At 46.4% G+C, this 22,055-nt stretch carries 20 protein-coding genes and 1 tRNA gene; 19 read left to right on the top strand and 2 right to left on the bottom strand.

Annotated elements, in window-relative coordinates; translation table 11 throughout:
* Nucleotides 1–90 precede the first annotated feature (90 nt).
* The 7 genes from DESDE_RS13780 (at nucleotide 91) to DESDE_RS13750 (ending at nucleotide 8,051) form a co-directional block, all read left to right on the top strand.
* Nucleotides 91–1,260, top strand: a complete 1,170-nt coding sequence (locus tag DESDE_RS13780; RefSeq protein WP_014794626.1) for a Na+/H+ antiporter NhaA — start codon at nucleotides 91–93, stop codon at nucleotides 1,258–1,260.
* A 342-nt stretch (nucleotides 1,261–1,602) separates the two neighbouring features.
* A complete protein-coding gene (locus DESDE_RS13775; RefSeq protein ID WP_014794625.1) occupies nucleotides 1,603–2,031 on the top strand; it encodes a HutP family protein in 429 nt (142 codons plus the stop codon).
* Nucleotides 2,032–2,048: 17 nt separating this feature from the next.
* Nucleotides 2,049–2,414 carry a chorismate mutase gene (gene aroH, locus DESDE_RS13770; protein ID WP_014794624.1) on the top strand — a complete coding sequence of 122 codons (366 nt, stop codon included), beginning with the start codon at nucleotides 2,049–2,051 and terminating at the stop codon, nucleotides 2,412–2,414.
* Nucleotides 2,415–2,498: 84 nt separating this feature from the next.
* Nucleotides 2,499–3,527, top strand: a complete 1,029-nt coding sequence (gene aroF / locus DESDE_RS13765; protein WP_014794623.1) for a 3-deoxy-7-phosphoheptulonate synthase — start codon at nucleotides 2,499–2,501, stop codon at nucleotides 3,525–3,527.
* Nucleotides 3,527–4,438, top strand: a complete 912-nt coding sequence (locus DESDE_RS13760; protein ID WP_014794622.1) for a prephenate dehydrogenase — start codon at nucleotides 3,527–3,529, stop codon at nucleotides 4,436–4,438. Before aroF ends, DESDE_RS13760 begins: the two co-directional genes overlap by 1 nt.
* The gene (gene aroA / locus DESDE_RS13755; protein ID WP_014794621.1) at nucleotides 4,425–5,729 is read left to right on the top strand and encodes a 3-phosphoshikimate 1-carboxyvinyltransferase; all 1,305 of its coding nucleotides are present in this window, start codon (nucleotides 4,425–4,427) and stop codon (nucleotides 5,727–5,729) included. The genes DESDE_RS13760 and aroA overlap by 14 nt, the downstream gene beginning before the upstream one ends.
* A 591-nt stretch (nucleotides 5,730–6,320) precedes the next feature.
* Nucleotides 6,321–8,051 carry an L-lactate permease gene (locus tag DESDE_RS13750; RefSeq protein ID WP_014794620.1) on the top strand — a complete coding sequence of 577 codons (1,731 nt, stop codon included), beginning with the start codon at nucleotides 6,321–6,323 and terminating at the stop codon, nucleotides 8,049–8,051.
* Nucleotides 8,052–8,425: 374 nt separating this feature from the next.
* On the opposite strand, the gene DESDE_RS13745 is transcribed toward DESDE_RS13750, so the two are convergent.
* The gene (locus tag DESDE_RS13745; RefSeq protein ID WP_014794619.1) at nucleotides 8,426–8,707 is read right to left on the bottom strand and encodes a hypothetical protein; all 282 of its coding nucleotides are present in this window, start codon (nucleotides 8,705–8,707) and stop codon (nucleotides 8,426–8,428) included.
* 67 nt (nucleotides 8,708–8,774) lie between these two features.
* Here DESDE_RS13745 and DESDE_RS13740 point away from each other — a divergent pair, with 67 nt between their 5' ends.
* From DESDE_RS13740 to DESDE_RS13685, 12 genes are all read left to right on the top strand, one after another.
* On the top strand, nucleotides 8,775–9,530 hold the full coding sequence (locus DESDE_RS13740) for a CPBP family intramembrane glutamic endopeptidase (protein ID WP_014794618.1): 756 nt from the start codon (nucleotides 8,775–8,777) through the stop codon (nucleotides 9,528–9,530).
* An 87-nt stretch (nucleotides 9,531–9,617) separates the two neighbouring features.
* Nucleotides 9,618–10,295 (top strand): (d)CMP kinase, encoded by a 678-nt coding sequence (gene cmk / locus DESDE_RS13735; protein WP_014794617.1) that lies wholly within the window; start codon nucleotides 9,618–9,620, stop codon nucleotides 10,293–10,295.
* Nucleotides 10,296–10,313: 18 nt separating this feature from the next.
* Nucleotides 10,314–10,904: a lysophospholipid acyltransferase family protein gene (locus tag DESDE_RS13730; RefSeq protein ID WP_014794616.1), complete on the top strand. Its 591-nt coding sequence runs from the start codon at nucleotides 10,314–10,316 to the stop codon at nucleotides 10,902–10,904.
* Between the two features lie 120 nt (nucleotides 10,905–11,024).
* Complete coding sequence (locus DESDE_RS13725) at nucleotides 11,025–13,010, top strand: bifunctional 4-hydroxy-3-methylbut-2-enyl diphosphate reductase/30S ribosomal protein S1 (protein ID WP_014794615.1); 1,986 nt, start codon at nucleotides 11,025–11,027, stop codon at nucleotides 13,008–13,010.
* A gap of 108 nt (nucleotides 13,011–13,118) precedes the next feature.
* Nucleotides 13,119–14,306, top strand: coding sequence for a putative lipid II flippase FtsW (gene ftsW, locus DESDE_RS13720; RefSeq protein ID WP_014794614.1), 1,188 nt, complete (start codon nucleotides 13,119–13,121; stop codon nucleotides 14,304–14,306).
* A 26-nt stretch (nucleotides 14,307–14,332) separates the two neighbouring features.
* The gene (locus DESDE_RS13715) at nucleotides 14,333–14,968 is read left to right on the top strand and encodes a hypothetical protein (RefSeq protein ID WP_041917276.1); all 636 of its coding nucleotides are present in this window, start codon (nucleotides 14,333–14,335) and stop codon (nucleotides 14,966–14,968) included.
* On the top strand, nucleotides 14,937–16,298 hold the full coding sequence (locus DESDE_RS13710; protein WP_014794612.1) for a radical SAM protein: 1,362 nt from the start codon (nucleotides 14,937–14,939) through the stop codon (nucleotides 16,296–16,298). The genes DESDE_RS13715 and DESDE_RS13710 overlap by 32 nt, the downstream gene beginning before the upstream one ends.
* Complete coding sequence (der, locus tag DESDE_RS13705) at nucleotides 16,291–17,616, top strand: ribosome biogenesis GTPase Der (protein ID WP_014794611.1); 1,326 nt, start codon at nucleotides 16,291–16,293, stop codon at nucleotides 17,614–17,616. The genes DESDE_RS13710 and der overlap by 8 nt, the downstream gene beginning before the upstream one ends.
* Nucleotides 17,617–17,618: 2 nt before the next feature.
* Entirely contained in the window at nucleotides 17,619–18,206 is a 588-nt protein-coding gene (plsY, locus tag DESDE_RS13700) for a glycerol-3-phosphate 1-O-acyltransferase PlsY (protein ID WP_014794610.1), read from the top strand.
* A gap of 22 nt (nucleotides 18,207–18,228) precedes the next feature.
* Complete coding sequence (locus DESDE_RS13695) at nucleotides 18,229–19,287, top strand: NAD(P)H-dependent glycerol-3-phosphate dehydrogenase (protein WP_014794609.1); 1,059 nt, start codon at nucleotides 18,229–18,231, stop codon at nucleotides 19,285–19,287.
* A gap of 356 nt (nucleotides 19,288–19,643) precedes the next feature.
* Entirely contained in the window at nucleotides 19,644–21,128 is a 1,485-nt protein-coding gene (gene spoIVA, locus DESDE_RS13690) for a stage IV sporulation protein A (protein WP_014794608.1), read from the top strand.
* Between the two features lie 226 nt (nucleotides 21,129–21,354).
* Entirely contained in the window at nucleotides 21,355–21,807 is a 453-nt protein-coding gene (locus DESDE_RS13685) for an ACT domain-containing protein (protein ID WP_014794607.1), read from the top strand.
* A 101-nt stretch (nucleotides 21,808–21,908) separates the two neighbouring features.
* On the opposite strand, the gene DESDE_RS13680 is transcribed toward DESDE_RS13685, so the two are convergent.
* Nucleotides 21,909–21,985: transfer RNA gene (locus DESDE_RS13680), tRNA-Pro, on the bottom strand.
* Between the last annotated feature and the right edge of the window lie 70 nt (nucleotides 21,986–22,055).

The following is a 22,055-nucleotide window of genomic DNA, read 5'->3' as shown; positions in this document are numbered from 1 at the left end:
TTTTTTAGGAAAGGAGTGCTTACAGGACCGCGACATTATGAATCTGTCTATCCTATTTACACATTATTATTGACTTGAGGGGGAGATCCAGTGAGTACGAAGAAAAAGACTATTAATTTTTTGCAGGAGTTTTCAATACCATTAATTCTAGGTGTTCTTATTGCACTTGTTTGGGCTAATTTAGCGCCGGAGAATTACCATCATTTTGTGCACAATGAAATTATGGGAGACCTATCCCTTCATTTCTTTGTTAACGATATTTTTATGGTGTTCTTTTTTGCTATAGCGGCTGTTGAAATCACCCAGAGCCTATTGCCTGGAGGGAGCTTAAATCCCATTAAACGGGCCGTCAACCCCTTAATGGCCACCCTTGGCGGTGTTCTGGGCCCGGCCCTTGTATTTATTGGTTTAAATGCCCTGATAGGGAGTTCCGAATTCGCTAAAGGTTGGGGCATACCTACAGCCACCGATATCGCCTTAGCTTGGTTAGTGGCAAGGGTAGTGTTTGGGGCTCATCATGCTGCCGTCTCCTTTTTATTGCTCTTGGCTATTGTCGATGATGGCATCGGTCTCATGATTATCGCCTTCTTTTACCCTGACCCCGCCAATCCGGTGGCCCCGATCTGGTTATTGCTCACTGTGGGAGGGATGCTGGTCGCTTATCTGCTTCGACGCAAAAATGTTCGGAGCTACTGGCCTTATATCGTCTTAGGGGGAGTGCTGAGTTGGGCAGGGCTTTATCTGGCTCATATTCATCCGGCTCTGGCCCTGGTTTTCATCGTTCCCTTCCTGCCCCACCCTCCCAGGGAGGAATTCGGCTTGTTTGAGGATGATCCCAAAGATCATTCTACTTTGAAAACATTTGAGCACGAGTGGAAAATTTTCGTGGATTTTGGCCTGCTTTTGTTCGGGTTAACCAATGCGGGCGTGGAGTTCTCGGAAATCAGCACCCTCACATGGCTCATTTTCATTGCCCTCTTAGGAGGAAAAACTCTGGGAATATTCCTAATGGGCTCTTTGGCAACAGTTATCGGCTTTCCCTTTCCCAAGGGCATGGGGTATAAAGAGCTTCTTGTGGCGGGCGTGGTAGCGGCTATGGGACTCACAGTCGCCCTGTTCGTTTCAGGCGTGGCCTTTATCGATCCGGGTCTGCAAGGAGCAGCAAAAATGGGAGCCCTCTTCAGTGCAGCTTCGGCAGTCATTGCCCTGGTCGCGGGTAAAGTGCTAGGAATTAAGAAAAGCCAAGACACTCAAGCTTAATTCTGAACCCAAATCTGTATGGTCATCCGCAATGGATTTTTCCTGTAGAACTATAGATTCGTGCTTGAAAGTTGATCGGATGCATCATATAATATAATTTAATATCCAATTCAACATCTGATGTAGAGATATGTAGTTGTAGGACGGTTTAGTTTTCTATTTTTCCCCCCAATTGAATAATGGAAGGATGGTAGGACGGTGGAATCAGATAATTGACACCGTAGGTGTCTTTTTTATTCTCTTTTTTAGGAAATGTACTAATGTCTAAAAGTACATAGTGTAGTACTATTAAAGATGGATAATCTAATCAAAGGAATCCCTTAAGGGAAAGGAATGAATAGAATGGTTGCAGAAAGTAAGAAAATTGCTATGGCGGCATTGCGCATGGCCATGGCCGAAAGCCGTGAAGAAGAAGCACACTTGAAGGATGGTTTTGGTCGCCACGGAATTCGTACTGTGGCTGTGGATTATGGCGGTGAGTATCTTACAGCTATTAAAAAAATCGTGGAAAGGGCCATAGTTGCCGCCAAGCGGGAAGGGGTCATTAAGGAAACCCATGGAGATGAAGGGGCTGTTGCCGGAGCCACCCGGGAAGCATTGAGTCAGATTATGCCAAAGGCTATGGGATTAAATATCGGTGGGAAAATCGGTATTGCCAGGAGAGATGAACATTTGTCGGTGGCGGTTTTCTTTGGAGTGGGCTTATTGCATCTGGATGAGGTGGCTGTGGGCCTGGGACATAGGGCGTCTCCGAAAGAAAATATGGATTAAAAGGGAGATGAAGTAATGTGACGAGGGTTCGTGGTATACGTGGCGCCATTACGATTCAAGAAAATGATGTAGAACAAATCCGTCAAGCGACACAGGAACTCTTGCAGGAGATGATGATGCGTAATTCCTTAGCGACGGAAGATATTATCAGTGCCATCTTCACCCTGACCAAGGATATCGATGTTGCATTTCCTGCCACTTTCGCACGTCAACTGGGTTGGGATAGGGTGCCTATGATCTGCCTGAATGAAATTCCTGTTCCAGGCTCGCTGCCACTATGTATTCGAGTGCTGCTTCATGTAGAGTCTTCTTTAACTCAAGAAGAAATCCACCCGGTGTACCTAAGGGATGCGGTTAACTTACGCAGAGATCTTGTGGAGTAGAGTTGTATTATGGTAGATTTTGCTCACGCTGCAAGTGAGTAATATAAACAAAAAAGTAGGATGGTAGTTAAGGAGTGGAAAATTATGATTATCGTATTAAAGCGTGGAGCCGGTGAGACAGAAGTTCAGGAAATCAATGAGCGTTTGAGCCAGGAGGGATTTAAGATTCATCTATCCCAAGGGGTAGAAAAGATTATCATTGGTGCCGTAGGAGATCGTTCGCGACTGAAGGCTCTGGACCTGGAAGCCCTGCCTTGGGTAGAAAAAGTGGTTCCCATTCTGGCACCCTATAAGCTTGTAAGTCGTGAGTTTCAGAGTGAGAATACCATCGTTAAGATAGGGGACTATGAGATTGGCGGGGACGAAATTCACGTAATGGCGGGACCCTGCAGCGTTGAAAGCCGGTCCCAGATTTTAGAGACTGCGCACGCTGTTAAAGAAGCAGGGGCTACCTTTTTGAGAGGAGGAGCTTTCAAACCCCGTACTTCTCCCTATGCTTTTCAGGGCTTGGAAGAGGATGGATTAAAACTTCTCGCCGAAGCCAGAGAAGAGACGGGGCTCCTGGTCGTAACTGAAGTAGTGGATGTGCGGGATGTGGAGCTTGTAGCCCATTATACGGATATCCTGCAAATCGGGGCCCGCAATATGCAGAACTTCTTCCTCCTTAAAGAAGTAGCCAAAACCAATAAACCCATCCTCTTGAAACGAGGACCCTCGGCGACCCTTGAAGAATGGATGATGGCTGCAGAGTACATTATGGATGGCGGCAACTACCAGGTCATGTTCTGTGAGCGGGGGATTCGTACCTTTGAAAGCTACACCAGAAATACTCTGGATTTAAGTATGGTTCCCGCTCTTCAGTCCCTTTCCCATCTTCCGGTTATTGTTGACCCCAGTCACGGAACCGGACGTTGGAATCTGGTGCCTGCCATGACGAAAGCCGCAGTAGCGGCCGGGGCGGATGGTATCCTTGTTGAGGTGCATCCTCAGCCGGAAAAGGCCGTATCTGACGGCAAGCAATCCTTAACCCTGGCTAATTTCGCCGCCATGATGGAGGAATTGGCTGTTCTGTCGCAAGCACTGGGCAGACCGGTGAAAGGGGCTCGTCGGTAATGGAAAAAGGTCGGGAAACTGTTTTGTCCGGAGGATGGACAGGGCAAAGGCAGCCCCGTGCTTGTGTCATCGGCCTCGGCCTGATTGGAGGGTCCTGGGCAGGTGCCTTAGCAGGGCAGGGCTGGACTGTCTGCGCTGTAGAATGCAATGAAGAAAGTCTGAAAGAAGCAGAAGCCCGGGGATGGATCAAAGAGGGCTGGCAGGATATACCGGAGATCCTTGACGTGGATATGGTTATCCTGGCGACACCAATTTCCCTGCTGGCAGAAAGTTTTGCCCAGGTCGTCGGTTGTGTGCCCGCCGGCAGCCTCATCACAGATGTAGGAAGTGTAAAAATAGACATATGCCGAGCAGCCAATCAGATGAATTCGGTCTATTTTATTGGGGGTCACCCGATGACAGGATCAGAGCAGCAGGGGTTTCAAGCGGCTAAACCGAATTTATTCCAGAGTTACCCTTATGTGATTACCCCTCCCCCATCTTGTCCTCAGGAGATGGTGGAAAAGTTTTCCCAATTGGTCCAGGGACTTGGGGCAAGAATCGTCTTGCGGGAAGCTGAGGATCACGATGATGAAGTGGCCTTGATCAGCCACCTGCCTCATGTGCTGTCCCTTGCGCTGGCCTTAACTGCATCAGAAGGGAATTTAAGAGGGAAACCCCTCGAAATAGCCGGTCGGAGCTTCAGAGAAATTACGCGGCTGGTGGATAGTTCACCGGAAATGTGGAGGGATATATTGTTTTCCAACGCCTCGGCAATTCTCCGCTCCCTGGATATCTGGGAAGAAAAGGTTAAGGAGATTCGGGAGATCATTGCAGGCGCTGATGGCGAAGAGATGTTTAAAGTGTTTGAGAGGGCTCAAAGGGCCAGGAGTCAAATGCTGAACCGGAGGGAATCAGATGCAAATAAATAATGAGTCTAAAGGAATACGAATTAATCCTATTCGGCGAATTCAAGGTGAAATAGAGGTCCCTGGAGATAAGTCCATATCCCATCGGGCTGCTTTGTTCGGCGGGATGGCTCAGGGTGAAACCCATATTACGAATTTTTTGCTGGGACAGGATTGCCTAAGTACGCTGGAATGCCTGAAGACACTGGGAGTAGAATGGGAACGGCGGGATGCGGAAGTCTGGATCAGAGGCCGGGGCTTTGAGAATTGGCATGAACCCCAGGATATTTTGGATGTGGGGAATTCCGGAACCACGATGAGGATCATGTTAGGCGTCTTAGCAGGCTGCCCCTTCAGCGCGACCTTGACCGGGGATTCTTCAATCAGGTCACGACCAATGGGCCGGGTTACCCTTCCTTTGCAGGAAATGGGAGCACGTATTCTCGGTAGGCAAGAAGGAAAATATGCCCCTTTGACCATTCAAGGCGGCCTCTTACATGGGGTTCAATTCAATTCGCCTGTTCCCTCCGCTCAGATAAAGTCCGCCATTCTTCTGGCCGGGCTGAGAGCAGAAGGAGAGACCAGGGTCACAGAACCCTTCCTTTCACGAGATCATACGGAACGAATGCTGAGGGGATTTGGAGTTGATCTAAAGAGCGAGGGCTGCACCGCAAGGGTAAAGGGTGGTGCGATCCTATCCGGACGAGAAGTAGCGGTGCCGGGGGATATTTCCTCTGCTGCATTTTTCCTGGTCCTAGGGACCGTCATTCCCCAGGGAGAGCTCCTTCTCAAGAATGTGGGGATAAATCCAACTCGAACAGGGATTTTGGATGCCCTTTGGCAAATGGGTGCAGATATCCAAGTAGAAGGGGAATGGGAAGAATGCAGTGAACCACGTGCCAATCTCCGCGTACGACCAGCCCAGCTCCATGGCATAGAGATTCAAGGCGAAATGATACCCAAGCTCATCGATGAAATTCCTGTCCTGGCAGTTGCGGCAAGTCTTGCCCAAGGTGAAACGATTATTCGTGATGCCGCTGAGCTTCGGGTCAAAGAGACGGACCGAATTCAGACGGTCGTCCAGGGTCTGCAGGATCTGGGTGCGACCATACAAGAGCTTCCCGATGGGTTGCGGATTCAAGGGGTTAAAAGCTTACGAGGGGGTTCTGCTCAGAGTCATGGAGATCATCGCCTGGCTATGGCTTGGGTGGTGGCAGGTCTGCTTTCTGAAGAAGGGGTAAGTCTGGAAGGTATAGAAGCAGCAGAGGTTTCCTTTCCTAATTTCTTGGACTTGATCCATGAGATAGCTCAATAGTGAGATTTTTAACTTAAGAATGGAATACTCCTTATAGAGTAAGAAGGACCGTTTATCCAACGAACGGTCCTTCTTTTTTTGCATCTTAGGATTATATTGATTTAGGAAACCGAATATTTAGATAATAAGTAAAATAATTAATAATTTAAAAAACTTGCACAAGTAAGAAGGATTTGACAATATAACGTCGAATTCTATCGCTCAGTGTTTTAAAATTATTTTTGGTCTAGTGGTCAGTTCGGCAGATGATATGCGTATTATTATTAAAACTTATGACTACCAGAATAGAATTAATTATTAAAATTTTTAGAAATTATTAATTTCACGAAGAAGGGAAATACACCGGTCCGTCGAATAAAGAAATTAAACAAACGTAATTTTCTGATTATTGGAAGTAGTTGGATACTTCGGAACTTGAAAGGGGGGGTGCTATAGAAAGATTTTAAAGCATAGCACTTTTATATTTATCCTAATCCAAGAACTTTATCCTAATGGACTCTAATCCTGTCCTAATCCTAATTATTCATCGAATGTCCCTTTATATAGCAATAACTTAAAGAGGGGATTAACAAAAGGAGGCGTCAACAAACAATGGCGGAGTATTTTCAAAATTATAACCCCACGGGTAATGTGTGGCTATCGACGTTCTTAGCAGCGCTGCCTATTATTGTATTACTCTATTTGCTCGCTTTACATCCGCACAAGGATAAACAAGGTAATAAGCAGCTTGGAATCTTTGCTCCCTATGCAGCTATTACTGCGGCCATAGTAGCTATTTTAGTGGCTATCTTTATGATGAAGATGCCTGTTCCAACCACTTTAGCTGCCTTTGGTTATGGTGCGTTAAGTGGCCTGTTCCCAATCGGATGGATTATCTTTGCTGCTATTTTCCTTTATAATACTACTTTAATCACAGGTAAATTTGAAATTCTCAAAAACTCTGTAGCATCTCTTTCACCTGACCGTCGTTTGCAAGCATTGCTGATTGCTTTCAGCTTTGGTGCTTTCATTGAAGGTGCTTCCGGTTTCGGTACTCCGGTTGCTGTGTCCGGTGCTATCATGGTGGGCTTGGGCTTCCGTCCGATGACAGCTGCGGTAATCTGCTTGATCGCTAATACTGCTCCTGTTGCTTGGGGAGCTATCGGTACACCAATTCTTACCTTGGGTCAAGTTACAGGAATTCCAGCTGAGCTGATCAGTATGCAAGCTGGACGTCAACTTCCTTTCTTCTCCGTTATCGTTCCTTTCTGGCTCGTTGCTACCCTCGTCTTCATGGATAAAGGATCCTGGAAAGATGTCTGGGAAGTATGGCCCGCAACCTTAGTTTCCGGCCTTTCCTTCGCTATCACCCAGTTCGCTATGTCCCAAGCTGGAAACGTTATGCTTGTCGATATCGGTTCCGGTATCGTAAGTATGGTTGTAACCGCACTCTTCTTAAAAGTATGGTCTCCCAAGAATATCATGGGTCACGAAGATGCCCATGAGAACAAAGGTGCTGCTACCCAGCTGAATAAGAAGAAGCTGGAGGTTCCCAAGCACAGCATGAAGGAACTCATCACCGCTTGGATGCCTTGGGCTTTCCTTGCTATCGCAGTATTCTTCTGGGGTATGGGTGATGTTAAGACCTTCTTGAATGGGATCTTTAATCCAAAATTCCCTGTGCCTTTCCTTGATGGAATGGTTCACCATACCGCACCGGTCGGTTCACCTGATACACCGATGGCTGCAGTCTACAGCTGGAATATCCTAACCATGGCTGGTACAGGAATTATGTTGGCTGCAATTCTTTCCAATATTTTTGTCCTGAGACTCTCTGCAGCTCAATGGGCTCAAGCCTTCAATATGACAGCTAAACGGATGGTTGTTCCCATCACCGTTATCTGCTCCGTATTAGGATTAGGTTACCTGACACGTTATGCAGGAACCGATGCTATCCTCGGTTTGGCCTTCACTAAGACAGGATCAGCCTATCCCTTCTTTGCTTCCATGCTCGGTTGGCTAGGGGTGTTCCTGACGGGTAGTGATACATCCTCCAACGCTATGTTCGGTGGACTCCAAAAAATTACTGCTGAACAGCTTGGCTTGAACCCTGTCCTCATCGTTACCGCAAACAGTACCGGTGGTGTTATGGGTAAAATGATCGATGCTCAAAGTATCGTGGTTGCTACCGTTGCTTGCTATGAGAACCATCAAGAAGGTATGGCTGCCGTTGGACCAATCTTCCGTGCAGTTATCTGGCATAGTATTGCACTAGCCGTTCTGCTCAGCGGACTGGTCTGGGCTCAAGCGTATATCTTCCCATGGATGCAGGTTACTATGTAATCTATCATGATTCATACAGGAGCATTGAGCTTCTAAAATAAAGGGGCTGTTGCATTACGAAAATAATTCGTATGCAGCAGCCCCTTTGATTATAGCAACGCTTGAGATGAGTTCTCTGCAACAGTACCCGAAAGCGGATTCTCCTGGATTTTGCTTATTCTACAGAAGAGAGCGAATTGCACGGAAGAACGGCAAGGCGGGCGATGTTTTCGCAGCGATAGCGGAGCCACTGGTTCACATCAGGTATTACCAGGAGGTTTGGCGCAGCTGCTGCGGAAACCAGGCCGCCAGCTCTGGAGCGCCTGAGCGGCGCGGATGTAGGATAAAGCTACCCGACCCGGACAACGTTTTTCATCCTCTGTTGGCACCTGAGTCTATTGGAAATTCAAAGGGGACTCTGTGGGGTAACGGATGGCTGCATCAAGATAAACATAGTCGGAATCATGTTCTTGCCGGACCATTCCAATGATGCCAGAATCTTCGATTTCATCTAAATAACCCTGAACAAAAAACTGATAAGCTTTTTCATCCCAAGGATCTGTAAATTCCCCTACCTTATTGAGATAAACAGAAAGAGGAATTCTCAATCGCTTATGAAAAACTTGAAGTGTGGTAACAGGGGCAGTATCTACAACAATTGAATCTAGAATACTCATGCTTTGACCTCCTGAGGACTTTGTTTTACAATAAGAATAGTATTGCCGTAAACCCAATTAATTAGAGGTGAGAGGAATCGAAAATCAAGAGCATGAACTGGGACAGGAGTCCCTTTTAACGAAAGAGGATGGAACTGAGATTCTACCTAGGCGTTTGACCTGGGTCGACTTATTTTATGCCCTTCTGGGAATCGTCGTCCTTTATCTTGGCGTAGGCTATGTGATGGCTTGGTTCGCCAGTTGGTGGGAATATGAGCGTATCCTGCTTTACGTTAATGGATTTATAACTCAGGGTATGTTTTTAGTCGTTATTTTAGCCATCATGAGAGTTCGCAAATGGACATGGAGTGACTTGGGATGGAAGGACGTGAAGGGCAGATATGCAGGAAATGTACTGGCCTTTTATGCCCTGACTTGGATTATTAATATTTTTTATGCGGCTTATTTATTCCAAAAAGGTTTTACACCTCCCGAAACGGATATTTATTCTAAATTATTGGGCAATGCCACGGTGGTGACCTTTTGTCTCAATCTTATCCTGGCAGGGGTCCTTGCCCCGATTATTGAAGAGACCATGTTTCGCGGGATTATCTTTGGCAGCTTGCAGACCTATATGGGCAAGTGGACTGCCGCCGGGGTAAGTGCAGCAATTTTTTCAGGTTTACATTTACAGTCTTACGGCTTTATACCGCGTTTTGTCTTGGGGATGGTCCTTGCTTATCTTGTCATGAAGCATAAGTCCATTAAGCCTGCCGTAGCTTTACATGCCGTCAATAATATTGTGGCCTTACTTTTGGTTGCCCTTTCAGAGGGATTGTTGTGATGAAACGATAAGGTACGGATTGTTGGTCAAGGGCCATTATGGTATAATAAAATGTCTTTTTAAAGTTGCCAAATTGAGGGTGTTACTATGAAAAAAAATCTTCAGATAGCTATTGATGGCCCTGCAGGTGCGGGTAAAAGTACAATTGCCAAGGCAATCGCCAAGCGCTTAGAGCTTTTTTATGTTGACACAGGGGCAATGTACAGAGCCATAGCTTACAAGGCTCTGAACCTAAATATACCGTTGAAACAGGAAGAGGACATTACAAGAATGGCCCGGCAAACGGATATCACTCTGGAGCACTCAGAGGCAAGAAGGGTGTTTTGTGATGGCTTGGATGTTACTGAAGCCATACGCAGCCCTGAAGTATCCCGTTCAGTTTCTGTGATTGCTGCCTACCCTGAAGTCAGAGAACGATTAGTAGAACTTCAACGTCAGGAAGCCGGGCGCGGAGGGGTGGTTATGGACGGCAGAGACATCGGAACCTATGTCTTGCCTGATGCCGACCTCAAAGTATTTTTGACCGCTTCTTCTGAAGAAAGGGCCAAACGGCGCTGGCTGGAACTTCAGCAATCCGGGAAAAGACTGTCCTTAGATGAGGTGCAAAAGGACATGGAAGCCCGGGATCACCATGATCAACAGCGGGCAGTCTCTCCTTTAGTTCCGGCTTCTGATGCGATCATACTGGATACAACCGGTTTGCAGGTCGAGGAGATTGTTGAACGTATTCTTAACTTAATTAAGAATAAACCGGAGATAGGATAAAGTAAGGAGATAGGACCAATGAGCCTCTATCAGTTTTTTAGAAGATTATTTCGCCTTCAGTTTCGAGTGATGGGCTGGAAGGTTCATGGTATTGAGAATTTCCCCAAGAGCGGTCCGGTGATCATGGTCAGCAATCATGTCAGCAACTGGGATCCTGTGGTAGCGGCCTGTAGTGTTGCCCGTGATGTTTCTTTTATGGCTAAGGAGGAATTATTCGCCAACCCACTTTTGGGAGGGGTTTTCCATAGACTAGGGGCATTTCCTGTCAAACGGGGACAAGGAGATACCAGTGCCATTCGTAACTCCTTGAAGGTTCTTAAAGAAGGGAAAGTCCTTGGGCTTTTTCCCGAAGGAACCCGCTCTAAAACCGGTGAAATGCAAAAGGGTTTTCCCGGGATGATTTTATTGATGGAAAAAAGCCAAGCTCCCATTGTACCTGTGCGAGTCAATGGAACCCAAAACCTCCTTACGCGGGGATGGGGACATCTGGAAGTGATTATCGGAAAGCCCATCACTCCTGAACAACTCAAGGCGCCTGAAGGAGTTGAAAACCGCAGGGAGTGGGCCGCCGAACAAATTATGAAGGCTATTGAGGAATTAAAGGTATAATGATTTGTCCGCAAACGGACAATGAATTTTTTTTCTCGGAGAGGGCAATTTAATTCTGATGAAGGAATTTTGGGAATTATATCGAATTTTAAGCGTAATGCGAGTTAAGGAGGGGCAAACTTGAAAATCATCCGGGCGGAAAAAGCCGGATTTTGCTTTGGTGTTAAACGAGCCTTAGATATGGCAGAGCGAACTGTTCAATCTTCAAGCACCGCGTCTTTAGGACCCTTAATTCATAACAAGCAGGTTGTGGAGAAGATGGAGAGGCAAGGGGTTCGTGTGGTAGGGGAAGTGAAGGAGACTCAAGCGGGTGACACCTTGATTATTCGCTCCCACGGGGTGCCTCCGGATATCTATGATGAAGCCCAACGCTGTCAAGTCAAGGTAGTGGATGCCACTTGTCCATTTGTGCAAAAGGCTCAGCAGCTGGCTGCAGAATCCTCTCAATCCAGTCAAGTGGTAGTAGTGGGGGATCGGCAGCACCCTGAAGTCCAAGGAATCTTAGGCTGGGCCGGTGGGAGTGCCATTGCCATTGAGACCCTTGAGGAAGCCGTGGAACTTCCCTTTTATGAGAAGCTTTCCGTACTTGCTCAAACAACCCAACCGGCAGCTAATTTCCATGGAATTGTGGATGAGTTAAAAAAACATACCCATGAGCTCAAGGTACATAATACGATTTGCAATGCCACCGAAGAGCGACAGACCGTAGCCCGTGAATTGGCGGGTAATGTTGAGGTGATGATTGTGGTCGGAGGCAAAAACAGCGCCAACACCAGAAAATTGGCGGGGATTTGCTCAGAACGAACCCGGACCTATCTCATCGAAACAGCTGACGAATTGGAAAATAACTGGTTTACAGGGGTCGAAACCGTAGGATTAACGGCGGGGGCCTCGACACCAGATTGGATTATTGAGGAGGTTTATAAGAAGATGTCGACAATGGAAAATAACGAAACCCATGAAATGATGAATATGGAGGACTGGGCTGAAGAAATGCAAAATTTGCATCGGGGAGCCTTAGTCACAGGAACCGTAGTGAAAATCAATCACGATGAAGTATTTGTTGACTTAGGTTGGAAATCGGAAGGAGTTATCTCCTTGAAGGAACTCACCGTAGCTTCTGGCCTTCAACCCAGCGATATCGTATCCATCGGCGATAAAATCAGTGCTGTCGTCCTGCGTGTGGAGAATGAAGAAGGAAACCCTGTTCTCTCTAAACGCCGGGCTGATGAAATGGCTGCTGTGGACAAGCTGAAAGAATTGGCGGAGAGTAAAGAAGAGATTCAAGGAAAAGTGGCTGATGTGGTCAAAGGTGGTCTTATTGTTGACGTAGGTATGCGAGGCTTTGTCCCTGCCTCCCAAATTCAGCCAGGTTATGTAGAGGATTTAAATCAATTTAAAGGCCAGACTCTGCGTCTCCGGGTGATTGAGTTTGATCCGGCTAAGCGGCGTGTTGTCCTTTCCCAGAAAGAAATTCTGCAAGAAGAGCAAGCTGCTAAGAAAGAGCACCTTCTTGGGACCCTTCAGGAAGGGGATGTGGTCAGTGGCGTCGTGAAGAGACTGGCTCAGTTCGGTGCGTTTGTGGATATCGGTGGAGTTGACGGATTGCTTCATGTTTCCGATATAGCTTATACCCGGGTTAAGCATCCTTCTGAATATGTTAATGTGGGGGATGAAGTAGAAGTCCAAATCCTCAAAGTGGATAAAGATCAGGGCAAAATTTCCCTGGGTCTAAAACAATTAAAACCCAGCCCATGGGAAAGCGCTCCTGAAAAATATGCCTTAGGCTCTTTGGTTACAGGAAAAGTGGTGCGCATAGCTCCCTTTGGAGCCTTTGTCCAATTGGAGGATGGTATTGATGCGCTGATTCATATCTCCCAGCTTTCTGAAAAACGGGTCAACAAAGTTGAAGATATAGTGAAAGTCGGTGACATGGTTCAAGCAAAGGTCATTGAATGCAAGCCGGAAGAAAAACGGATTAGCTTAAGTATCCGTGAAGCTGCTGCTGAAGCACAGGCTACGGAAGATGCAGAACTTTTAGCCAGTCAGTCAGAAGCGCCTCAGGTTACTATCGGTGATATAATTCAATCTGAATCAGAATCCTAAAGGATAAAACTTGATCATTTGGCATGTATGACTTCTTGCAAGGTTGCAGGAAGTCATTTGCTGTCCATAGAATTATCCTTTGATGGAAGTTAAAGTGAGGGATCAGCAGTGCCGAAAAGACGAAAACGCTCTACTCTCGTAAAAATACCCAAACCTTTGCGTGAGGTGGATTTTTATTTATTGATCTCGGTTCTTGCTATTCTGGTTTTTGGGATGGTCATGGTTCTCACGGCAGGTTCGGTTCGGGGCTACAGCGAGAGTGAGAATGTATTCTTCTATGTGGTGAGGCAGGGGAAATGGGCTTTATTGGGTGGCTTTGCAGCACTGATTATGACAAGGATTCCTTATCCTTTGCTCAAGAAATTGTCCGGTATCGGTATGGGAGTTACGTTGATCCTACTGGTCATGGTCCTTGGCTCAGATAGTGGGATTGAAGCCGGTGGAGCTTCTCGCTGGCTGCAAATCGGCCCTATGAAACTCCAGCCTTCGGAAATTGCCAAAATAGCCATGGTTCTTTTTTTGGCTCATTATATCGATCGTTATCCCGTGAAAAGATTAAGGGATCTGGCCTGGCCGGTCCTCATCCTTATTCCGCTGTTTGCTTTAGTTTATAAACAACCGGATTTAGGAACGACCATGGTCCTGGTGTTTACAGCCGCCGCTCTTTTCTGGCAGACCGAGCTGTCGACATGGTGGTTTATATTAGCCGTTCCTTGTTTTGGTGCCCCTCTTCTCTACCTGATTTATAATACTACCTACCAATGGAACCGTATTCTCGTTTGGCTGGATCCCTGGAAATATGCCTCCAAACTGGGTTATCAAATCATTAATGCGGAGATTGCTTTTGGGTCTGGGGGGATTTTCGGTGTAGGTTTGGGAAGGAGTATGCAAAAATTCGGCTACCTGCCGGAGGTTTATACGGATATGATTTTTGCTTTGATCGGAGAAGAACTGGGGTTAATCGGTACCTTATTATTAATTAGTTTGTTCGTCCTCTGCTATGGAAGGGGATTCTACATTGCAAGACAATGCCCGGACTGCTTTGGACGCTTGTTAGCTTTTGGGATTACCTTTTCCCTGGCAATTCAAACCACCATTAATCTTTGTGTCGTCACGGGAGTATTGCCTGTAACGGGAATTACCCTGCCTTTAGTCTCCTATGGAGGGAGTTCCTTGGTGATTACCTTGGTGGAGATCGGTATCTTACTGAATATTTCCCGATACAGTAAAATATCCAGGCCTCAGAGGCGCTCTTCAGCCATCTCTCCGGTTGAAGGAAAGACTTTGCGGGAATAATAGGGAAAGTCAAGCATGAGGAGGCGATGGGCTTGGTTTTTCCTTTAGGAGAGTGGTTACTCCTTAGTATTGGATTTTTGGCCTGGGCAGAGTGGCCCCTTTTCCGTATCGATAGAAGCTTGAGGATTATCCCTTTGGTTTGGGTTCTCGGATGGATTGTGGAATATAGCTTTACCTTTTTCCCGCCTTGGGATTGGCACTTTCCTCGGATCTTTGTCCTCGTGGCTCTTACCTTAGTGGCCTGGAAGAAGACAGAAGAGCGAAAATACCCAGGTATCCTTTTGGCAAGCTTCTGCATAGTGGCTCAGGATTTGTTTGTGCTTAATGAACCGGGTATTTTAGCCTATGACCAGTGGCTGTTTGCGATAATTTTTGTATCCGTGGCTTTTTTCATTACCCGTGACCTTTGGAGTATGATAGCAGCTCTTTGCGGAGGGATGCTCTTGAGCATAGTCTTTACTATTTTTTTATTTGATGGAGTGGTAAGATATTATACTATCCCCAATGCCTTCCTCTGGCACTTCAGCATTGGGGCTTGCATGATAATCGCTGTTCTCAGAAAAGCCAGGGAATATTATCAAGCCAGAAAAACTTTGATTCCGATAGCTGTCCATCAGGAATCCCAATCTGATGAAGGTATTGCATATAGAAAGGATGACTAACTTGGCACAAGGTTTAGTCGTTGCGGCTGTCCATGGAGGCAGTATCGCCGAGGAGATGGAAATTGAATGTGGTGATCAGATCCTTTCCATTGATGGACAGGAGATCAAGGATATTATTGACTTTCAGTATTTAACCGCTGAAGACGAGTTTACTCTGTTGCTGGAAAAGGCTGATGGGGAGCTTTGGGAGATAGAGATTGAACGGTCCTATGGTGAAGAATTGGGTTTAGAGGTTCAGGCTGTTAGTCCCCATGGTTTAAAACTATGCAAAAACAATTGTGTTTTCTGCTTTGTAGCCCAGATGCCTAAAGGGATGAGAGGCAGCCTCTATGATAAAGATGATGATTATCGTCTTTCCTTGACCCAAGGGAGCTTTATAACTCTCTCTAACTTAGATGATGATGAATTTGAGAGGATTCTCAAGTTCCATCTCAGTCCTTTGTATATTTCGGTTCACGCTTGGGATTCTGAAACCCGGGTCCGTTTAATGAAGAATCCAAAAGCGGGTGATTTATCCTGCCAATTAAAACGGCTTGCCGAGGCGGGGATACATATTCATTCCCAAATAGTTTTGGTACCAGGTTATAATGATGGAGAAATACTTGAGCAGACCGTACGTGAGTTGGGGAACCTCCATCCATCGGTGCAATCCATCGCCGTGGTACCCGTAGGTCTGACAAAGTACCGGGTGAATCTGCCGGACTTACGCCCTTTTACCCCTGAAGAGGCCCGGGATATCTTAACCAAGGGTGAAGGCTGGCAAAGGGAATACCGCCGGCAAACGGGCCGCAGTCTGGTCTATTTTTCCGATGAATTCTATGCTTCAGCCGGGTGGGACTATCCTGCCACAGAGATCTATGATGATTTTGCCCAGTTGGAAAACGGAGTGGGCATGGCCAGCAAATTCCGCCAGGAATTTGATCATGCTCTCAAGCATCTTCCTGCTGCTGTCCCTAAACGGAAGGTACACCTGATTACCGGGGTGTCGGCTGTGCCCTTTTTTGATCATTTGATAAAAAAGTTAAGCCATATTGAAGGTTTGACGATAGAACTTCATACTATTATTAATAACTTTTTTGGACCGACGGTGACTGTGGCAGGTTTGTTGACAGCTCAGGATATTGCCAGGCATATAGGTAATATTAAAGGAGAGATTTTTTTAATTCCACGGGTTATGCTTAAAGCAGATGAAGAGGTATTCCTGGATGATCGAAGTTTGGAATGGTTGGCCGGAGAACTGCAGGGGGTGCCTTTGGTGGTTGAGAACCAGGGGAGAGCCTTTCTGGAAGCGGTGACCGGATTGGATTTGGAGGGTGAAGATTGTGAGTAAACCAGTTGTAGCTATAGTGGGAAGGCCTAATGTAGGAAAGTCTACCTTATTTAACCGCCTGGCAGGGGGACTTGTGGCCATCGTGGAGAATCGGCCTGGTGTTACGCGGGATCGGCTCTATCGGGATTCTGAGTGGTTAGGGCGTAAGTTTACAATTATTGATACGGGAGGTATCGAATTTGTCAACGAAAATACTCCCATAACATCGCAAATGCGCCGCCAAGCAGAGATTGCTATCGAAGAGTCGGATGTGATCGTTTTTGTTATCGATGCGCAAATTTCGCCGACCCCTGATGATGATATGATTGCTCAAACCTTAAGGCGATCAGGAAAACCGGTTATTTTAGCCGCTAACAAAGTGGAGAATTTTTCGAAAACGGAGCTCTATGAGTTTTACAATCTAGGTTTGGGAGAACCTATTCCTATCTCAGCAGTTCATGGAATGAATATCGGTGATTTACTGGACGAAGTGATTTCCCATTTTCCTGAGGAAATTGAGGAAGAGGTGGACCCGGATACGATCCGGATTGCCGTTATAGGCCGTCCTAATGTGGGCAAATCTTCTTTAGTGAACACCTTGCTGGGTGAAGAACGGGTGATTGTCAGCAATATTCCCGGTACCACCCGGGATGCCATCGATTCTGCCTTTGAGCATGATGGCAAGCATTATATCATTATTGATACGGCAGGTATGAGAAGAAAGGGCCGCATTGAGGAATTAACCGAACAATACAGTGTATCCCGTTCTTTGCGTGCGGTGGACCGTTCCGATGTGATTCTGATGTTGATCGATGCCGGTGAAGGAGTTACGGAGCAGGATAAGAAGATTGCCGGATACGCCCATGAGGCTGGAAAAGGGATCGTCCTGGTGGTTAATAAATGGGACCTGATTGAAAAAGATGATAAAACTATGAATCGTTTTGAAAAGGATATTCGAGAGGAATTGGGCTTTATGCAATATGCTCCGACCCTCTTTATCTCAGCCAAAACTGGGCAGCGGGTTGCTAAGCTTTTGGAGTTAGTTGATTTCGTGGCGGAGCAGAATTCTACCCGTGTAGTTACGGCCACCCTGAATACTTTAGTGAGAGAGTGGATCCATCTCAATCCTCCTCCGACGGATAAAGGGCGGCGCTTAAAGATTCTTTATGCCACTCAAGTGGGAGTGAAACCCCCCACCTTTGTCTTCTTTGTCAATGATCATGAGTTAATGCATTTCTCCTACCGCAGGTATTTGGAAAACCAGCTGCGCAGCAGCTTTGGGTTTGAAGGTTCGCCCATTCGGATGATTGTGAGACAAAAGGATGAAGAGAGGGAGTAGGGATGTGGGAATACGCGATATTTATTATCGCTTATCTGCTGGGGGCGATTCCTTTTGCTTATCTGGCAGGCCGCTATAAGGGAATTGATGTTCGAAAACATGGCAGTGGGAACATTGGCACGACCAATGCCTTCCGTTTGTTGGGGGCGAGAATCGGAGTTCTCGTCCTGTTGGGGGATGCTTTAAAAGGGGCTCTGGCTGCCTATTTAGGCTATCGTTTTTTTGGCCCTTGGGGAGGAATTACAGCCGGATTATTGGCTATGGCAGGGCACAGCTGGAATCCCTTATTTGGTTTTAAGCCCAGCGGCAAAGGAGTAGCTTCGGGTTTTGGAATCATACTCATTTTGATGCCTAAGATTACCCTCATTGCCATTGCCCTTTTTGTCTTGATTGTCTTTTTTACACGCTATGTTTCCATGGGTTCCGTGTTGGCCGCCTTAACTGTAGGAATTCTGGTTTTTCTTTTTAAGGAGCCTATTGCTTATAAGGTGTTTGCCGTGGTTGCTGTCAGTGGAGTGGTGATCCGTCATCGGACAAATATCCAAAGAGTCCTTAATGGAACAGAGAATAAGTTCAATCTGAAAAGATAGATTGGTGGGAAGGGGGATTAAATTGGCTAAAATAACCGTTTATGGCGCAGGTAGCTGGGGAACGGCCCTGGCCGTCTCCATGGGTAAAGCAGGTCATGAAGTTGCCTTATTAGGGCGAAATCTCAGTGAGATGGATCTTATGGAGCAGAGACGTGAAAACCGACCTTATTTGCCGGGAGTGGTTCTGCCCCAGACAGTAAAGCCAACAGGTGACAGCGGAGTACTTGAGGAAGCGGAGATGCTTGTGCTCAGTGTACCCTCCCATAGTGTACGGGAGACAGCGCAAAAGATAAGAGGACACCTTAAACAGGGAACCATCGTTGTGAATACAGCCAAAGGGCTGGAGGAAGGAAGTTACAAGCGGCTTTCCCAGGTGTTGACTGAAGAACTTCCCCATAACCCTGTTGTGGTCTTGTCCGGTCCGAGCCATGCTGAAGAAGTGGGAAAAGATATGCCTACCACCGTTGTGGTCGCTTCCCGGGATAGTCAAGCTGCCGAAGCGGTCCAGGATATGTTGATGACTCCTAAATTTCGTGTTTATACGAATCCAGATACCATCGGTGTAGAATTGGGAGGAGCTTTTAAAAATATTATTGCTCTGTGTGCCGGCTTTGCCGATGGCCTAGGCTATGGGGATAATACAAAGGCAGCACTCATGACCCGTGGGATTGCCGAGATTACCCGATTGGGCGTGGTCATGGGAGGGAACCCTCTGACGTTTGCCGGCTTGGCCGGGGTTGGAGATCTTATTGTGACCTGCACCAGTCAGCATAGCCGCAATCATCGGGCCGGGGTTGCTTTGGGGCAGGGTAAACCCCTGGATCAAGTCCTGAAAGAGGTCGGTATGGTGGTAGAGGGCGTTCGCACCACCCGCGTTGCCTATGAGTTAAGCCGCCAGTATGGAATCTCCATGCCTATCACAGAACAGGCTTATGATGTTCTCTTCCAGGGTACCGATCCCAAGGCGGCAGTATCAGCTCTTATGATGAGGGGTAAAAAGCACGAGATTGAAGAAGTGGCTCTCATCGCCATGGAAAATGGCTCCTACCAAGAAAACTGTCAAGATAGCCAGGATAAATAGAATCTGAACTATGGAATGTTTGAGGGAGTATCGCCAAGCTTTTAAAGAAGCAATTGGCGATGCTCCCTTTTTAAGCTTTTCATTCCTATTTTTCATTAAATGGAATATATTGCTTTAAGTTTTCATAGCAATGATAAAGGATTGGGTAGTGGATTTGGATGAATTCAACAAGGAAATTAATTTATCAGGGCAAAAAGAAATTTTGACATAATTGCCCAAGCCGGTCAATATACTTATACTGCGTAACGTGCTAGTCCAGTTATCCGGTATCCATCATCTTGTGTCAGGGAGGTGGGGGGATAAGGTGGGGGCCCTTCCCCGTTTTTGGGACAGCACTCAAAAGGGAGGGAATTTTTGTGGAAAAAGTGGACATTTTTAAAGATATTGCCGAGCGCACAGGGGGCGATATCTACCTCGGAATCGTTGGGCCAGTCCGCACTGGGAAGTCCACCTTTATCAAACGCTTCATGGACCTCCAGGTCCTGCCCAATATCATGGATGTATTTGAGCGGGAGCGGGCGAATGATGAACTTCCTCAAAGTGGTTCAGGAAGACAAATCACCACGACGGAGCCAAAATTTATTCCATCGGATGCAGTAGAAATTCTGATCAAAGACAGCATTCAAATGAAAGTTCGTTTAGTGGATTGTGTCGGCTATGCTGTGGAAGGGGCTATTGGCTACGAGTCAGAAGATGGTGAAGAGCCTCGTCTGGTTCGGACCTCCTGGAGCGATGAACCCATCCCGTTCCAAGAAGCGGCTGAGATTGGCACACGCAAAGTAATTACAGATCATTCGACTATCGGTATTGTCATTACTACAGATGGCTCCATTACCGAAATTCCCAGGGAAGCTTATGTAGAGGCTGAAGAGCGAGTCATTGAAGAGCTGAAACAGCTAGGGAAACCTTATGTGGTTGTCATGAATACTACTCGTCCTTATTCGGAAATGACCATGGAGTTAAGCAGCTCTCTCGAAGAGAAATATAATGTGCCCGTCATTCCGGTTAATTGCTTGGATATGACTCCGGAAGACATTACGCAAATTCTCGAAGAAGTTCTTTATGAGTTCCCAGTAGCGGAAGTTAATATTGAGATTCCCAAGTGGGTTGAAGAGCTGGATTCCAGCCATCCTGTCCGGGCTAGCTTCGAAGAGGCTGTTCGCCAATCCATCGAAGGCATCCGTCGTATTCGTGATATTGATATGGCTCTGGATAAATTAGGAGAATGCTCCAATGCTCAGGATGTTCTGCTTAAGCAGATGAATTTGGGAACAGGTATCGCAGAAATTGAAATGACGGCTATAGAGGGACTCTTTAAGACAGTTCTTGAGGAAATGACCGGGGTTAATGTGGAAGGGGAACATACTCTTATGAGATTGGTTCTGGACTACAGCAGGGCCAAAAAGGAATGGGATAAACTTGCCCCGGCTATTGAGGAGGTTCGTACCAATGGCTATGGTGTGGTGACCCCTCACCTTGACGAAATGTACCTTGAAGAGCCGGAACTGGTGAAATCCGGCGGACATTATGGTATTAAGCTGAAAGCCAGTGCTCCTTCCCTTCATATTCTCCGTGCAGATGTTACCACAGAGATTACTCCCTTGATTGGAACGGAGAAGCAGGCTGAGGATTTAGTTCGTTACATACTCGATGAGTTCGAATCCGATCCTAAGAAGGTATGGGAGTCCAATATCTTCGGCAAATCCTTGCATGATTTAGTCCGGGAAGGGGTTCAGACTAAGCTTTACCGGATGCCGGAGAATGCCCAACATAAGCTCCAAGACACCTTGCAAAGGATTGTCAATGACGGCAATGGTGGTCTAATCTGCATCATCATCTAATCACCAGAGGGTTCCTGCGGGAACCCTTTTTTCATGGAACCAAGGGGAGAGGTGAATGGGCTCCGTATGGTGCAAAAAAACAAATGTTGCTATAGGACGGACATTTGCTTATAATGGTCACTAATAATAATTGTATTTGAATAGTTAAAGGGTAAATGGCACACTTCGCATAAAGTGAATAGAGCAAACCCTTTCTTATGTAAGAATCACTAGGGAGCGAAAGACAGTGGCAGGTCAGAACCGGAATAAAGATTTTTTAATCGTCAGTAAAGATATACTCCCTGAGGCCATCCTCAAAACCTCTCAAGCTAAGGAGCTGTTGGTCAAAGGGGATGTAAATACTATTAATGAGGCTGTGGACCGGGTCCAGCTTAGCCGCAGTGCTTTTTATAAATACAAGGATGGGGTTTTCCCATTCTATGAGGCAAGCAGGGAAAAGATCATTACCTTTTCTTTGATTTTGGAAAATACGGCAGGAGTCCTATCCAATGTATTAAATACTATTGCCCGTTTCAGGGGTAATGTACTGACGATTAATCAAGGAATCCCTCTCCAAGGGATCGCTAATGTTACCATTTCTGTAGAAAATATGGGGATGGTGGATATTCCGGAGAATTTATTATCTGCACTGGGTGAGATTCAAGGGGTTCGGAAAATAGAAGTCATCGGACAAAATTAAGGCTTATTTATCCCATCACAGCTTTTTATCAAGAGCAATATCATTTGAAATATAACACAAAAAAGTCAATCATTTAAGATTGACTTTTTTTAACGAATTTTTGGTCGGAGCGACACGATTTGAACGTGCGACCTCTACCACCCCAAGGTAGCGCTCTACCAAGCTGAGCCACGCCCCGATTGCATCCCGTATTTAAGGGACTTATATAAAATAACATATGTTTAAGAAAAATGCAAGACATAAGTTGG

It is taken from the genome of Desulfitobacterium dehalogenans ATCC 51507, assembly GCF_000243155.2.
GTDB classification, from domain to species: domain Bacteria; phylum Bacillota; class Desulfitobacteriia; order Desulfitobacteriales; family Desulfitobacteriaceae; genus Desulfitobacterium; species Desulfitobacterium dehalogenans.
This window is presented reverse-complemented; position numbering and strand designations above follow the sequence as displayed.